The organism is Anderseniella sp. Alg231-50 (assembly GCF_900149695.1).
Taxonomy (GTDB): Bacteria; Pseudomonadota; Alphaproteobacteria; order Rhizobiales; family Aestuariivirgaceae; genus Anderseniella.
The window spans coordinates 1,522,963-1,537,964 of the sequence record NZ_LT703003.1 but is presented as its reverse complement, the minus strand read 5'-3'; the positions used below and the strand labels follow the sequence as shown (position 1 = coordinate 1,537,964).

14 protein-coding genes are annotated in these 15,002 nt (G+C 59.3%); 7 read left to right on the top strand and 7 right to left on the bottom strand.

Features of this window, described 5'->3' with window-relative positions:
- Positions 1-10 precede the first annotated feature (10 nt).
- The 6 genes from DHN55_RS07225 to DHN55_RS07200 form a co-directional block, all read right to left on the bottom strand.
- Positions 11-1,231, bottom strand: coding sequence for a hypothetical protein (locus tag DHN55_RS07225; protein ID WP_337660015.1), 1,221 nt, complete (start codon positions 1,229-1,231; stop codon positions 11-13).
- Entirely contained in the window at positions 1,228-2,064 is an 837-nt protein-coding gene (locus DHN55_RS07220; RefSeq protein WP_108880647.1) for a hypothetical protein, read from the bottom strand. The genes DHN55_RS07225 and DHN55_RS07220 overlap by 4 nt, the downstream gene beginning before the upstream one ends.
- Positions 2,065-2,195: 131 nt before the next feature.
- Positions 2,196-3,236, bottom strand: a complete 1,041-nt coding sequence (locus DHN55_RS07215) for a hypothetical protein (protein ID WP_108880646.1) — start codon at positions 3,234-3,236, stop codon at positions 2,196-2,198.
- A gap of 312 nt (positions 3,237-3,548) precedes the next feature.
- Positions 3,549-4,340 (bottom strand): SDR family NAD(P)-dependent oxidoreductase, encoded by a 792-nt coding sequence (locus DHN55_RS07210; protein WP_108880645.1) that lies wholly within the window; start codon positions 4,338-4,340, stop codon positions 3,549-3,551.
- A gap of 98 nt (positions 4,341-4,438) precedes the next feature.
- The gene (ggt, locus tag DHN55_RS07205) at positions 4,439-6,037 is read right to left on the bottom strand and encodes a gamma-glutamyltransferase (protein ID WP_108880644.1); all 1,599 of its coding nucleotides are present in this window, start codon (positions 6,035-6,037) and stop codon (positions 4,439-4,441) included.
- Between the two features lie 40 nt (positions 6,038-6,077).
- Positions 6,078-6,911, bottom strand: a complete 834-nt coding sequence (locus DHN55_RS07200; protein ID WP_108880643.1) for an aspartate dehydrogenase — start codon at positions 6,909-6,911, stop codon at positions 6,078-6,080.
- A gap of 136 nt (positions 6,912-7,047) precedes the next feature.
- Here DHN55_RS07200 and DHN55_RS07195 point away from each other — a divergent pair, with 136 nt between their 5' ends.
- The 6 genes from DHN55_RS07195 to DHN55_RS07170 all read left to right on the top strand — a co-directional run bounded on the left by DHN55_RS07195 (position 7,048) and on the right by DHN55_RS07170 (position 13,154).
- Positions 7,048-8,016: a tripartite tricarboxylate transporter substrate-binding protein gene (locus DHN55_RS07195; protein ID WP_108880642.1), complete on the top strand. Its 969-nt coding sequence runs from the start codon at positions 7,048-7,050 to the stop codon at positions 8,014-8,016.
- A 94-nt stretch (positions 8,017-8,110) separates the two neighbouring features.
- Positions 8,111-8,608, top strand: a complete 498-nt coding sequence (locus DHN55_RS07190; RefSeq protein WP_108880641.1) for a tripartite tricarboxylate transporter TctB family protein — start codon at positions 8,111-8,113, stop codon at positions 8,606-8,608.
- A gap of 19 nt (positions 8,609-8,627) precedes the next feature.
- Positions 8,628-10,292, top strand: coding sequence for a tripartite tricarboxylate transporter permease (locus tag DHN55_RS07185; RefSeq protein WP_108880640.1), 1,665 nt, complete (start codon positions 8,628-8,630; stop codon positions 10,290-10,292).
- Positions 10,292-11,179 (top strand): DUF1932 domain-containing protein, encoded by an 888-nt coding sequence (locus DHN55_RS07180; protein ID WP_108880639.1) that lies wholly within the window; start codon positions 10,292-10,294, stop codon positions 11,177-11,179. Before DHN55_RS07185 ends, DHN55_RS07180 begins: the two co-directional genes overlap by 1 nt.
- A 3-nt stretch (positions 11,180-11,182) precedes the next feature.
- Complete coding sequence (locus DHN55_RS07175) at positions 11,183-12,175, top strand: aldo/keto reductase (protein ID WP_108880638.1); 993 nt, start codon at positions 11,183-11,185, stop codon at positions 12,173-12,175.
- Positions 12,176-12,203: 28 nt separating this feature from the next.
- Positions 12,204-13,154, top strand: coding sequence for an NAD(P)-dependent oxidoreductase (locus tag DHN55_RS07170; RefSeq protein ID WP_108880637.1), 951 nt, complete (start codon positions 12,204-12,206; stop codon positions 13,152-13,154).
- A gap of 6 nt (positions 13,155-13,160) precedes the next feature.
- Here DHN55_RS07170 and DHN55_RS07165 read toward each other — a convergent pair whose 3' ends face one another.
- A complete protein-coding gene (locus DHN55_RS07165) occupies positions 13,161-13,829 on the bottom strand; it encodes an FCD domain-containing protein (protein ID WP_108881761.1) in 669 nt (222 codons plus the stop codon).
- A 175-nt stretch (positions 13,830-14,004) separates the two neighbouring features.
- Here DHN55_RS07165 and dctP point away from each other — a divergent pair, with 175 nt between their 5' ends.
- Positions 14,005-14,994, top strand: coding sequence for a TRAP transporter substrate-binding protein DctP (dctP, locus tag DHN55_RS07160; protein WP_108880636.1), 990 nt, complete (start codon positions 14,005-14,007; stop codon positions 14,992-14,994).
- Positions 14,995-15,002: the final 8 nt, after the last annotated feature.

The following is a 15,002-nucleotide window of genomic DNA, read 5'->3' as shown; positions in this document are numbered from 1 at the left end:
GGTTGACAGTTCAGGTTCGGGCCAGCCGCTGTGCAACCTCGCTCGGCCACCGCGCGGTTTCGGAACTGCTTTCTGCCAGAAACCAACCGTCCAGGCATGAACGTGTTGCCGGATCGTCTACAGTGGCTTTGTAGGCTTCCGCATCGAAAACACTGCCGGGGATGATGCGTCCGGCAGCTGCTTCGCCCTGCACCGCATCAAGCAGCTCCGCCAATGGCCCGTCGTGGCGCAGAAAGAAACTCTGCATCACCGGGAGCCCGGTCCGCCGTTGCGCCGCACGACCTGCCAACAGCAGCCCTGTGGAACTGTTCGGCCGGAAGTTGAGATCGAAAACCACCGGCTGCCGGTCCGGCACCTCGCCTATGTCAAACCCGGCAATTCCCCTGAAACCGGTCCGGCCCGCGCGTGTTGCAATATCCGCTGCAAGTTGGGTTATGTCGGCAGGAACGTCGTCCGGCAAAAGCAGATTGCCCGTCTGCTGAGCCGGTGCCCTGAACAACTGGACCGAAGCCCCCAGGCTCTCCACCTTGCCGTCCAGAATACAGACCCCGACACACCAGCTTTGTTTGACGCTGCAGTCCTTCTCCAGAACGACCGTATCGTGACAGGTCAGGCGTCGCCTGAATTCCAGCGCCACGGCATCCAGGTCTGATTGTTCGGCACAATACCTGACTGCCGCGCCGCCGCCGGCCGACGCATCTCCTGCAAGTTTCACGAAGACCGGGCCTGCCCAGGGTTTTAAGCTGAGTTCTGAAAGTTCGCCGACCGGGTACACAGCGCGCTGCGGCAGGTGTTGCGGGTCGACAAGGCTCGGCAGGTTTGCCTTGTCATTCATGCGCGCGAACTGCTTCAGCGGCGTTTGCAGGCCTTCGGGAGCCTCCAGTTCTGGCAGAACACCGAAATTGTAGGCCATCTTCCCGCCCTGCCCGATCAGGTCCAGTGCCAGGGAGGCGGCTTCAGCCGCGGTCCGGTATCTGAAAACGCGGCCCGGGCGGGGAAGACCACACAATGCCATGAAATCCGTGATCTCCGGGGTGCTGGCCGCTTCGTGTGCGACAAACGGCATCTGTCCGGCGAACCCCAGCAGCTGGGCCGGTGTGGCGTCCAGCCGGTATGCAGGCAGTTTGCCGACGTCTCTCACGTTCCAGCGCATCATTTCACGCGTCGTTCGTGCGCAGAAAAAGCAGTCGTCGGGATACAGCTGATCCAGTGTCCTGACAGGCAAACTCACGCGATCAGACCTTCAAGTCCGTCGGCGAGGCCGCGCACATAAGCGCCGGGCTGGCCCGATTTGTTCAGGAACACGGTCGGTGTCTTGTTGACGTCAAAGACCAGCGGCTTGCCGTCATGCATCACAAAATCGATCTTGCCGAAGTCCAGGCCGAGTGTCCGGCGGATCTCGCGCACCTGCTCGGGTATATCGTCGACCAGGTCGACACTCACCAGTTTTCGGCTCTTGACGATCGGCAGCTCGCTGCAAACCCGCATGCAGTATTCCTTGTTGCCGAAGAACATCCATAGCCTCAGGACATACAGGTCCCCATCGCGTTCCGGCATGAACCTTTCCACGACGAACCGGTCATCTTGCCATACCCAGCCCGGCACCTGATCAATGCTGTCCAGTATCGGATATTGGCGCAGCGGCAGATCCCCGGTCCACTGCCACGGGATTACCCTGCCTGCCAGTATCTTCAACAGCCTCGGCACATCAAGCCGGTGGTAGGCATATTCTTCGCCGGCATGCGCATTGGCGTTGGTTTTGACGATCACCGGCCCGGTCCACGTGCTGTCGCGGGTAATCAGCATCTGGCTGACCGCTGTCTTCAGGATATTGCGGGCCTTGCTGTTGATCACCGGCAGTCCTCTTTCGACCTTGCTGAAGAAGTCATCCCCGACGACCGAATAATCCGTATGTGAAATCACCACGTCCGTCTGCGGCGGCGGGCGCTCACCGAAAGATATCGAACTGCCGGTCTCGCGCCAGATCGCCGCCAGCACATTCATCAGGTGTATGCGCTGCAAGCGCTCGCCTTTCGATGTCAGAATGTGGATATGCTTGGCCATGAAAATGTCCGGGCAGGCGGTACAGCCGTGAATCGGGAATTGCAGCCCCCGTATTGGATTTGGCAAAAATGCAACTATGCGATGTGATACTAATCAAGAGTTGACCATAGGACCAGTGGCGCTCGCCGTCATCACATTGCGGCCCTGTGTATTTTTCCATCGGCTGGTTGGGCGAACTGCCCGCTTGTCCAGCACAACCACTGCTCCGGGTTTTCCCTGATTTCTGACATCTGACGCTGCGTGGAAAGCAAGGCCATCCGCCTGATATCATCATCTCTTGAAAGGTTCATGTCCGCTTCAAGCGGCTTGTGAAACCGCACGGAAAACCTTTGAAAGGGCTCTGTTTCCAGCACTGTCAGCGGAACAACCGCTGCGTTGTAGGTCCGTGTCATCGTCAATGGTGCGGTTGCCTGCACGAAACATAACTGGTCGTCCAGCCGCGTGCAGGCGAAACGCCGTCCGATGAAGGCATTGTTGGTCATGAAAAGCGCCGTGTGGGTACGGGCTGATTTGGCAAGTTTTCGAATTGCGTTGAAGTGAGTTGTCGGTCCGCTGACTATTCGAGATGCAGTGTAGCGGTTTTCCAATGCGAAGTTCATTCGCTGCGCTGTGAGTTTTCCCAGCCAGGTATGACCGTCGCCATGCACGTGATCGGAGAACTGGGTTGATCTGACACCTAACTGGTGCAATGCCATGCGTCCTAAAAACTCGGCGAAAACTGTATTGTCCGCCCAGTAAACAATCGGTCTTTTTTCGGCCTGCAGAACGGCGTGTGGAACAGCTCCGGTAACCTCAACTTCAGGCTTCCAGCGCGGGTATCGCATCATGACGGCTTTGAGTTGGCGGTCCCGAGCATAGCAATTGATGGCCCTGGCCCGCACCGCTTGCAGTAAAGCCTCGTCCCGTTCCGCCAGTACCGAAGCAGCAAGATCAATGAATTTTCGTGCCGCGCCGCTGACGTAATCGGCCGAGGGAGAAACAGCACCAGCCAAATGCCTTTGGTGCCACTTGCCGGGGTCCGGACCGCCCGACTGAAGCATCCAGCCCAGGAATCGCACAAGGCTCTTGTTTGCACTGACAGAGGTGACATACGGGCGCGTCAGACGGCGAGGCCCGGCCGTTGCAAACGCGACATCCGTCAATTCTAACGTGCGGGTTTCGATACTGGACATATGGAGCAATCTTACCAACACATACCAAAACAAAAGAACCCCGCAGGCTACGGGGTTCCCAAAACGCAGACCGGACCGGGTTACTCTCCCTGCCGGACAAGTGCCTACAGATCAAAAGGCGCAGGCGGTGGCTTTGGCTCAGGTGAACGAGTGTACATGTTGCCCTCCAGCTATGTATTGCGCTTCAAGCGTACCATGATCAACCCGCCGCCACAAATCCATACGCGATGAGCAGTGGATTACTTTGACGATCGCCTGCAGCGCTCGGCAGACACGCACATGAAACCAATGTTCACGTACAACTTGAGACCACTACCTTGTTGTATTGGCCAGAACATCTTCGATCACGCCCATGAGTTTTCCGGATTTCTCCGGGTCAAGCGCATCGGAATGAGGTTCGCCAAACCGGCCGGCATCATTGTCGAAATACTTGCCCGAAGCGGTCGCGAATTCATCCGACAATGCCGCGCGCACCAGAATGTCCGCACCGATGCTCAGATCGTTGCCGGCAACCCCGAAGCCTTCCTGGACCATCTTGCTGGCAAGAAGTGATCCCGGATTTACCGCCACAACGACCGGTCCGTCTGGCAGTTCCTTCGCCAGTTCGCGCGACCATATGGTGATTGCAAGCTTGCTTTGCGCATAGGCATCCATGTCGGACAGCCGGACCTGCCCTGCAAGGGCGTCCAGGTTGACAGGCGCCTGCGCCGCCGATGACAGGTTGATGATGCGCCCGGAGGTATCCATCACCGGCAACAAGCGCCGCGTCAGCACGTAAGGCGCAAGCGTATTGACCACAAAGCGGACATCGAGCCCGATAGCGGTGATCTCATCAGGCACTTTGAAAACACCCGCATTATTGATCAGTACGTCTATTTTCCCGTGCTTCGCGGCCACCGATTTTGCCAGCTCTTCTACATCCGCCATCTCCGACAAGTCGGCGACATACCCCTCCACATCGCCGCCAAGCGTGCGTTTCGCCGCCTCCAGCTTCGCCGGATTGCGTCCGTGCAGCAGGATGTTGTGTCCTTCCGCAGACAGCTTTCTCGCCGTTTCAAGCCCAATGCCGTCGGTCGATCCGGTGATTAGAATGAGCTTCTGCATGTTTCGCCTCCTAAGGCCGCCAGATGTACGTTCGCCGGTGCATGCCAGTCATCGAACCTAACTTGGCCGGTGACATACACCCAGTCACTGTCTCAGGCTCAGTATCCGATAGCGCAGCCGTCCTTGCGCGGGTCGGAACCACCCATCAGCACCCCTTCATCCCAGTCGATCCAGATTGCCTGTGATCCGCCGATCGGTTTGGCCGGGCGCACCAGCTTGTGCCCTTTCGATTCCAGCCCGGCCAGTATGTCTGCCGGAATGGTTCCCTCAACCTCGACCTCGCCGGTGAACGGGTCGGGGAAGAAACGCGGCGCGTCCTGGGCTTGCTGCACGTCCAGGCCATAGTCACACAACCGGGTGAGAAACTGCATGTGGCCGAAGGCCTGGTACTCGCCGCCCATGACGCCATACGGCATCACCACCCGCCCCCCGCTGGCCACCATGCCGGGGATGATCGTGTGCAGCGGGCGCTTGCCCGGCGCGATGCAATTGGGATGGTCTGGATCGAGCACGAAACCCTGGCCGCGATTGTGCAGCATGACGCCGGATTTCGGCGCCATCAGCCCGGACCCGAAATTGTGGAACAGCGTATTGATGAAGCTGCACACATTGCGATCCTTGTCGACGACGGAAATATAGACTGTCGACTTGTGCTGCGGACCGGAAAAGTCCGGCAGCGGATCAAGCGCGCGGGCATCATCAATGACAGCACGGGTTTCAGCCGCGTGCTCTTCCGACAGGAACCAGTCGACCGGCACGTCCGATTGCCCCGGATCAGCCAGAAAAAGATTGCGGTCGCGATAGGCAAGCCTGCCCGCCTCGATCTCGCGATGCACCCGTTCCAGCGTGACCGGGCCGCCCTCGCCCGCCTCGATGCCGCTCATCACATTAAGCAGCATCAGCGCGATCACGCCCTGCCCGTTGGGCGGGCATTGATAAACCGTGTTGCCGCGAAATTCCGTGCTGATCGGTGTGACGTACTCGCCTTTCATGCCGGCAAAGTCGTCCAGCGTATGCAACCCTCCCTTGGACTGCAGGTGGCTGACAATGTCTTCCGCGACGGAGCCGGTGTAAAACCCGTCACGTCCCGTCTCGCCTATGTGCTGCATCGTATCGGCCAGTGCCGGCTGCCTGTGCAACTGGCCATGCGCATATGGCTCGCCATCTTCACGCAGGAAGACCTTTGCCGCGTTTTCATCATGACGAAGATGCTCCCGCTGGCTGGCGAAATCCACGCTGACCCGGGAGGCGATCGGATAGCCGTTGCGGGCAAAATCAATCGCCGGCGCCAGCAGCTCGGCCAGTGGCCTGCTGCCGTGATCGCGCACCAGCGTATCCCAGGCATCAATGGCGCCCGGAATGGTGACCGAATGCGGGCTTTGCTGCTCGATCTCGGTAATGCCGTTGTCGGCATACCATTGCGCGGTGGCGGCACCCGGTGCACGGCCGGACCCGTTATAGGCGACAATGTCCGTGGATGCTTTCGGTGCATACAGGCAGAAGCAGTCACCGCCGATACCTGTTGATTCAGGTTCCACCACACACTGCACGGCGCACGCGGCAACCGCTGCATCGAGCGCGTTGCCGCCATCCTGCAGAACCTTCACGGCAGCTTGCGTCGACAGAGGATGCGACGTCGCAGCCATGCCGTTTGTTGACAGGACCGGCGAACGGCCGGGTTGTTCGAGATCTCTCATGTGGAACGTGCCTTTTCGGACAGGAAACTTGCTGATGCCTTCAGGTGCCGACCACCAGCGGCGATGTCAACCGTTGCAGGGTGGCCAAAGCACTCAGTGCAGTGATTTTTCCGGTAGGTGGGTTTTCAGCCGTGGGAATGTTTTGGATGGTCATGGTGAAATCCGATGAATCCGATTTGGCGGTGATCGAATGCGTATTGTGCTGCACGGTCGGATCGGCCCAGATTTCAACCATGGTGCGATCCGGCCCGATACCGGCAAGACCAAGGGCGGCGGCCACGTTCACATTGGCGGGAAATCCCCTGGCCGCTTCGCGGGCGGTTCCCGAGAACACTTTTAAAGGCTCGCTGACGCTGTCCAGGTCAACCCCGGTTGCTGCTATGTGCGGCGCGCCTTTCAGCCCGCGCGGCGGCTTGCGCGTTTCCATGGTAATGCTGGTGACATTGCCCTGGGCAATTGCCTTGACCGCATCAAGCCCGATCAGGGCGCCGGTCGGCACCATGATCTTTGCACCTGTTGCACGCGCCTGCTCGACCAGTTCAGGCCGGTCCAGCAGGGCGCCCACCGACAGCGGGATGAAGATGCAGCCATTGCTGATCGCCGATGTTGCCAGCTCGTCGAACACCGATCTGGGCGCGCATTCCAGCACCACGTCACAATGGCCTCCAATCTCACCGATCGGCACGATGTCGGGCCGGTGCGTGAAACCGGAGATGTTGTCGGCAGCCTTGCCGGTATCACGCGCCGACACCGCCGATACCACCATGTCGCCTGCTTCACCGGCATCCACGCGCCTGGCCACGGCCAGCCCGATGGTGCCGAGACCGGCAATGCCCAGGCGCAGTCTTCGTGCCGAAGTCACGTTATTGTTCATGCAGCTCTCCCGCCCTGCGGGACTGAATGACGCCCCGTGCGATTGACTCAACCAGCGATACCCTTAGTCTTTTTCGCTCACTCGGGGCAAATGCCACGAGACCAATAATTCAATAGTATCTTACAGGGAGAAGTTCATGCGTTTCGCCAAATCACTTCTGGGCGGCATTGCCATTGCAGCAGCCGCCATCGGAATGTCTGCCCCGGCGCAGGCACTTGATATGGGATGCACCACTGCCAAGCTGATCGTGCCGTGGAAGGCCGGCGGCGGCACTCACATCATCTTTTCACAAATGGAAAAGACCATTCAGGAAATGGATGTGCCGGTAAAGTTTCAGGTTGTGACCGTGCCGGGACAGGGCGGCAACAAGGGCGCCAAGGAAGCCCGCAAGGCCAAGGCTGACGGCTGCACGCTGTTCGCCATTCACCAGAGCGCCATTGTCGGCTACCTGAACGGCCGTGTGGACTTTACCTGGGACGGCTTTGACATGGTGGCACAGGTCACCTCGACGCCCGAAATCATGGGCGCAGCCGGCACAGTGCCCTTCAACTCTGTTGAAGAACTTGTAGCTGCCGCCAAGGCCTCGCCGGAAAGCATCGAGCTTGGCGCAACCTTCGGCTCAACCAGCCAGTTCATGTGGCTGCTGTTTGAAGACCTGACCGGGACAAAGTTCAAATACGTACCGTTCGACGGCACCAAGGAACGCGTAACGGCACTGCTGGCCGATACCATCAAGCTCGGCACCATCAACATCCCGACGGCCAAGAAACATCTGGCGACAGGCGACCTCAAGGCCATGGCGATCGCTTCCGACGAACGCTCGCCCCTGCTGCCGGATCTGCCAACCCTGAAGGAACTCGGTGTCGACATGACCTACTCGCTTGACCGCGGCATCGTTGCTCCAAAGGGCACACCGAAAGAGGTCATCGATTACTGGGCGGGTGTCATCAAGAAGGCTGCGGAAAATGCAGATTTCAAGGCATCGCTTGAAGCCAAGGGTACCCAGATCAAGTACCGCAATGCTGAAGAGTATGCCGCCTGGTTCAAGAACGAGTATGACGCTCATGAAAAGGTCGCCATCAAGGTCGGCATGTACAAGAAGTAGCTTGTCGTAAGTACCAAAAGGACCGGATGCCGATCTGGCGTCCGGTCCGTCTTATATCGTCCCCATCTCACCTACCAGGGTGGCTCCGGCATCCATGCGCGCGCTCAACAAAGACACCATAATCGCAATCCTGCTGCTGCTGTTCTGCGGCCTGCTGGCCTGGTCGTCCCTGCACATCCGGTTGCCGGGATACGGCACGCTCAAGCCCTCCACATGGCCACAGATCATTGTCGCGGTTCTTGCCCTGTTCAGCGCCATCTATTTTGTCCAGTCCCTCAGTTACCCGGCTTCGGACGGCACCAAGCCAGATGACCGCAAACCCGGGCTGCGCGGATTCATCGAGTATTTCCGCAACCCCATCATCTGTTTCGCCATCTACTTCGTGTTCCTTGCCACCCTACCCTGGGCCGGCGCGCTGATCGGCGGTATCCTGCTTGTGTTCGCCCTGCTTACTGTACTGGGTGGCTGGTCGCCGCGCGATCTCCTGCGGCATGCGATTTATGCCACCGTGTCCATGGGTTTCATGTGGACCCTGTTCACCTTTGGCCTGCGAGTGATTTTGCCTGAGGGCGAAATCTTCTCAATCCGATAGAGCCCCGGGGGACCTCGCCATGGAACACATTCTCGCCGCCCTCGCCGAAATCGCCACCGTTCATACCCTGCTGCTGATGAGCGCCGGTGCCATCGCCGGCCTGCTGGCAGGCGCCATTCCGGGATTCACCATCGCCATGGCGGTGGTCCTGACCTTGCCGTTTACCTTCTCCATGACCGCTTCACAGGGCATTGCCACCATGATCGGCGTGTTTGTCGGCGGCTTGTCCGGCGGGTTGATGTCGGGAATCCTGATCGGCATTCCCGGCACGCCGTCATCGGTTGCCACCACATTTGACGGTTTCCCCATGGCCCGTCAGGGCCGCCCCGGCCTGGCGCTCGGCCTCGGGGTATGGTCGTCCTTTTTCGGCGGTGTCATTTCCGCCATCTGCCTGATCGCCATCGCACCGCAACTGGCCCGTATCGGGCTTGAGTTTCAGCCGTGGGATTACTTTGCCCTGGTGTTCTTCGCGCTGACCATCACCGCCAGCCTGGCCGGCAAGAACCTGATCAAGGGACTGATCTCTGGAGCGCTTGGCCTGCTGGTCGCCACGGTCGGTGAAGAAGACATAAATGGCGTGTCGCGCTTTGACTTCGGGTCGGATTACCTGCAGGAGGGCTTTGCGTTCCTGCCGGTTCTGATCGGCCTGTTCGCCTTCAGCCAGTTGATGGGCGACATCCGCAACCCCGGCGAGGCCAGACGCTCTCTGGTCCAGACCGGCGACATCGACATTCGCATCGAACACATGAAGGCAGCCAGGATCGTCCTGTCCCGATGGGTCAACCTGGTGCGCTCCTCGATCATCGGCATCTTCACCGGCATCCTGCCCGCTGCCGGGTCATCGATTTCCAACATCCTGGCTTATGACCAGGCCAAGAAGGCATCCCCGACACCGGAAAAGTTCGGCACCGGAACCGAGGACGGTATCATCGCGCCGGAGGCGTCCAACAACGCTACGGCCGGCGGATCGCTGATCACCATGATGGCGCTTGGGATCCCCGGCGACATTGTCACTGCCGTCATGCTGGGCGCACTGTTGATTCACGACGTGGTGCCCAGCCCGAGCTTCATAACCGAAGCGCCGGTACTGGCATATTCGATCTTCATCGCCTTCTTCTTCGCCAATTTCCTGGTGCTGTTCTTCCAGTCGGTTGCGCTGAAACTGTTCGTGCTGGTGACCAAGGTGAAGATGTATGTGCTGGCCGGCATAATACTGGCCTATTGCGGCATTGGCGTTTTCGCGCTGAACAACATCGTCAACGACATGTGGACCCTGCTGATATTCGGCGTCGTCGGCTACATGATGCGCAATCTCGGTTTCCCGCTGGCGCCGATGATCCTCGGCGTCGTGCTGGGCCCGATTGCCGAGCGCTGGCTGGCGCGCGCCGTCGCCCTTTCTACCGACATGAGCAATTTCATCACCCATCCGTGGTCGGTGTTCTTCCTGACCCTGAGCCTGTTCTCCATGGGCTTCGGGATGTATCAGCGTGACCGCGGCAAGAAAGTGTGGCCGTTCTACTATACGCCCCTGATGGTTCTGGCCCTTGCCCCTGCCATGTTCATGATGGAAGGCTTTATCCGCCCCGGCATCGGCATAATGATGGTGGCCGGTGGCCTGTACACGCTCTACCGGGCCCATCAGAAAGCCGTCTATTTCAAAACTGCCGCCGGAGAAAGCACCTGATGAGCCTGCCTGTTATTGCCATCCTGATGCCTGGTGACATGGGCCATGGTGTCGGGGCCGCCCTGACCGGTGCCGGTCACACCGTGCTGACCTGTCTGGCCGGACGCAGCGAAGCGACCCGTGAGCTGGCAAGCCGGGCCGGAATGCAGGACACCCCAACACTGGAGGATATGGTCGGGCGCGCCGATATCATTCTGTCCATCCTGCCTCCGTCGGCGGCGGTTGGCCTGGCGACGGAAATAGCCGATGCCATGCAGCAAGCCGGCAAGACCCCCGTTTACGTGGATTGCAATGCCATCTCTCCCGCAACGGCACGCGAGGCTGGTGCCGCCATTTCAGCAGCAGGTGCAACCTTCATTGATGCCGGCATCATAGGCCTGGCGCCCGGCAAGGGAGGCGGCACCAGGTTTTACGTATCAGGTGCAGATGTTTCCGCCATGCAGGCTTTGGACGGCAAGGGGTTTCAGGTCATCAGCCTGGGTGAAGAGGTCGGGCGCGCCTCGGCCATGAAAATGGTCTATGCCGCGCTCACCAAGGGAACCTGGACCCTCCAGACAGCCGTCATGCTGGCTGCGGAAAAACTGGGTCTTACCGAAGAATTGACCGCGGAGTTCGACTTCAGCCAGAAACCTGCACTGGATGCCATGCGAGCCCGTATCCCGCGGTTGCCGGCTGATTCCGGACGCTGGATCGGCGAGATGGAGGAAATTGCTGCAACATTTGCGGATGCCGGTGTTACATCCGGTTTCCATGACGGTGCCGCAGACATCTTCCGGGTGCTGGCACAAACCCCGTTTGCCGCTGAAACCCGTGAAACCATTGATGCAAACCGCACTATGGAAGACGCACTCAAGGTCTATGCGCAGATAGAAAACAAGAAGGACTGAACCATGCATAAACGCCAACTGGGCGCCGGCGGCCCGGAAGTATCAGCTGTCGGCGTTGGCTGCTGGAGTTTCGCAGGCGCCTACGGACCGACCACCGAAGCTGAAAGCCATGATACGCTGGCCGCGGCACTTGACCTCGGCATCGACTTTCTCGACACCGCGAATGTCTATGGTGCCGGGGTGTCGGAAAAGGTAATCGGCTCGTTCATCAAGGATCACCCGCACAAGTTCACGATCGCCACCAAGGCGGGGATTTACCGCGACCCCGACACCAATGTGCGTGGTTTCAACAACTCTCCGGAACACCTGCGCGAGGCACTTGAAAAATCCCTGCGCAATCTCGGCGTGGACCATGTCGCGCTGTATTACATTCACCGCCGCGAGGCGGACCGTCCCATTGAGGATGTCATGGAGACGCTGGTGCGCCTCAAGGAGGAAGGCAAGATCGGCGGTATCGGGTTTTCCGAAATTGCACCGTTCTCGCTGCGCCGCGCCCATGCGGTACATCCGGTCATGGCTGTGCAAAGTGAATACTCGCTGTGGACCCGCAGCCCGGAGCTTGGCGTCATACAGGCATGTGAGGAACTGGGTGTCGCCTTCGTGCCGTTCTCGCCGCTGGGGCGCGGCATGTTCGTTGATACGCTGCCGGACCCCGGCACTTTCGCTGACGGCGATTTCCGAAACGGCAATCCACGTTTTGTAGAGCCGAACTTTTCCTGCAACGTCAGGGCACTGGATGCGTTCCGGGCATTTTGCAGAGCCCGCGGCGTATCTCCGGCGACGGTTGCCATTGCCTGGGTGCTGGAACGGGGGCCGCATCTTCTGCCTATTCCCGGCACCCGTTCACGCCAGCACCTGGAACAACTGGCCGCCGGTGAAAGCCTGAATCCGACAGCCGGTGATCTGGCAGAGATTGCCAAATGCCTGCCGCCCGGTTTCGCATACGGCGACAGGTACACTGAAGCGCAATGGCCCGGTGCCGAACGCTATTGCTGAACATGACCTACACCCGAGGACAAGACAAATGACTGACATACTATTGGTCTCCAACATGATGCCGCATATCCAGGAAGCGCTGGAAGCCCGCCACACGCTGCACCGGCTCTATGAAGCTGATGACAAGGACGCTTTCCTGGCATCTGTTGCAGACAAGATCGAAGGCGTCGCCACCATGGGCAAGGCCGACGCCGCCCTGATTGACTCACTTCCCAACCTGAAAATGATTGCAAGTTTCGGGGTTGGCTATGACGGCGTGGATGCGGCTCATGCAGCATCGCGCAATGTTGTCGCCACCAACACGCCCGACGTGCTCAATGATGACGTCGCCAACATGGCCGTCACGTTCGTGCTGACCTGTTCACGCCGCTTCAGTGAGTGGGAAAGGTTTGCCCGTGACGGGCGCTGGCAAAACGAGGGCGATCCGCCGCTTGCCCGCGCCATCAATGGCCGCAAGGTTGGCATTCTCGGTCTTGGCCGCATCGGCAAGGATATTGCGCGCAAGCTGGAAGTGTTCGGATGCGTGATCGGCTATCATGGCCGGAGCCAGCAGGCCGACCAGGCTTATGAGTTTTACGACAGCCTGACTGACATGGCCCGCGACTGCGATTTCCTGATCGCCATTTGCCCAGGCGGCGAGGCCACCAGGGGCATCGTGAACCAGCAGGTTCTCGAAGCGCTCGGGCCGGACGGCACCTTCATCAATGTCGCGCGTGGCTCGGTCCATGACGAGGATGCCCTGGTTGACGCGCTTGCAAGCGGCAGGCTGGGCCATGCCGGTCTGGATGTGTTTGCAGCCGAACCGAAAATCCCGGAACGCCTACGCGCCCTCGACAATGTCACCCTGCAGCCCCACCAGGGCTCGGCAACCGTCGAGACCCGTCGCGCCATGGGCGATCTGGTGGCCAACAATCTGTTGAACTTCTTTGATGGCAAGGGCGCGATCACGCCGGTGGCCGAGTGCGCTGATATCAGGTAGGTCGCTTTAACCGGTCTTCCGCGCGGATGTTTCATCGAGGCCGCGCATCAGGTCGAAGAACTTTTCGCCCTGCACCGTCACGTGCTGGCGCAGCAGCGTTTCGGCGGCATCGCCGTCTCCGTCCTCAACCGCCTGCAGGATTTGCCGGTGCTCATCGAGCGACTGCCTGATGCGGCCACGCACCCATAACTGCAGGCGCCGGAACGGCTGCAGGCGTTTTTGCAATTGCAGGGCCTGGGATTGCAGGAACCCGTTACCGCTCGCCTGGTACAGGACCTGGTGAAAAGTTTCGTTCTCGCGGTAATAGGCATCGCGGTCGCCGGCTTCCTCGGCCTGTTCGCATTTGAGGCAGGCTGAGGAAAACGCCTTGAGCTGCGCATCGCTTATGCGCTTGGCGGCCAGCCTGCCGCACATGCTCTCCAGCTCGCCCATGACTTCGAACATTTCCACAACTTCCACGAAACCGGGCATGCGCACAAACGCCCCTCGGCGCGGCTTCATTTCCAAAAGGCCCGACGCGGTCAGCTGATGCAGGGCTTCACGAACCGGCGTCCGCGACACACCGAAACGGGTGCACAGACGCACCTCATCAAGGCGTGCGCCATCCTCGAACTCACCGGTCAAAATCGCCTGTTCGAGAGTTTCGCGTATACGGTCTGCTGTTCTTTCCGTCATGGTGCCATCGACAGTAACCGCATTCTGATGCATCCAACAAGCAAATTCTTGTATACAATCTGGTTGACTCTTGTACGCAAAGACGTAGGCTGCAGAGGCTGACCGGTTTCGTCAGTCAACGAATTCAACATGAGAAACGTCCGGTTGAGTTACAAGGCCGGACCGGGAGGAATACATGAAACTCAAACTGACATCACTGATAGCCGGCCTTGCCATGGCAACAGCCCTGTCGGGTACCGCCTACGCCAAGGAACTGCGCCTGTCACACCAATGGTCAACCAAGGACGTGCGCCACAAGGTGGCCCAGATCGTGGCCGACGAAGTGGCTGCCGCCAATGTTGACCTGACCATCAAGATTTTCCCGTCCAAGTCACTGTTCAAGCCGCGCGAGCAATACAAGCCCCTGTCGGCCGGGCAACTCGACATGAGCGTATTTCCACTGTCCTATGCCGGTGGCCTGCGCGGCGAATACAACCTGACACTGATGCCCGGCCTGGTGAAAAACCACGACCATGCAGCCCGCCTGAACAATTCGGATTTCATGAAAAAAATTGAATCCATCATGGCCGAAGACGATGTGCGCGTCGTGGTGCACGGCTATCTGGCAGGCGGGTTCGTCGGCAAGGAGAAATGCATTACCTCGCCTGACGATGTGAAGGGCCAGCAGACCCGCGCTGCGGGCAAGGCGTTCGAGCAGATGCTGGCAACGGCAGGCGCATCGATCACCTCCATGGCATCGTCTGAAATCTACTCAGCCATGCAGTCCGGTGTTCTGACAGCGGCGAATACGTCATCGTCATCATTCGTCTCCTACCGCATTTACGAGCAGGTAAAATGCTACACACCGGCCGGCGATGTGGCCTTGTGGTTCATGTACCAGCCAATGCTGATGAACAAGTCCGCCTATGATGGCCTTGACGACAAGCAGAAGGCGGCTCTTGATAACGCCGCCGCCAAGGCTGAAGCCTACTACCTGGCGGAAGCCAAGAAGCAGGATGCCGCCTCGGTTGAAGTCTTTGAAAAAGCCGGTGTCGAAATCAAGAACATGACGCCGGAAGAGTTCAACAAATGGCGCGATATCGCCAAGGCGTCTTCCTACAAGAACTTCGTGGAAAATGTGCCGGGCGGCCAGGAACTGCTCGACATGGCGCTTTCCGTCGAATAATCGAAGCG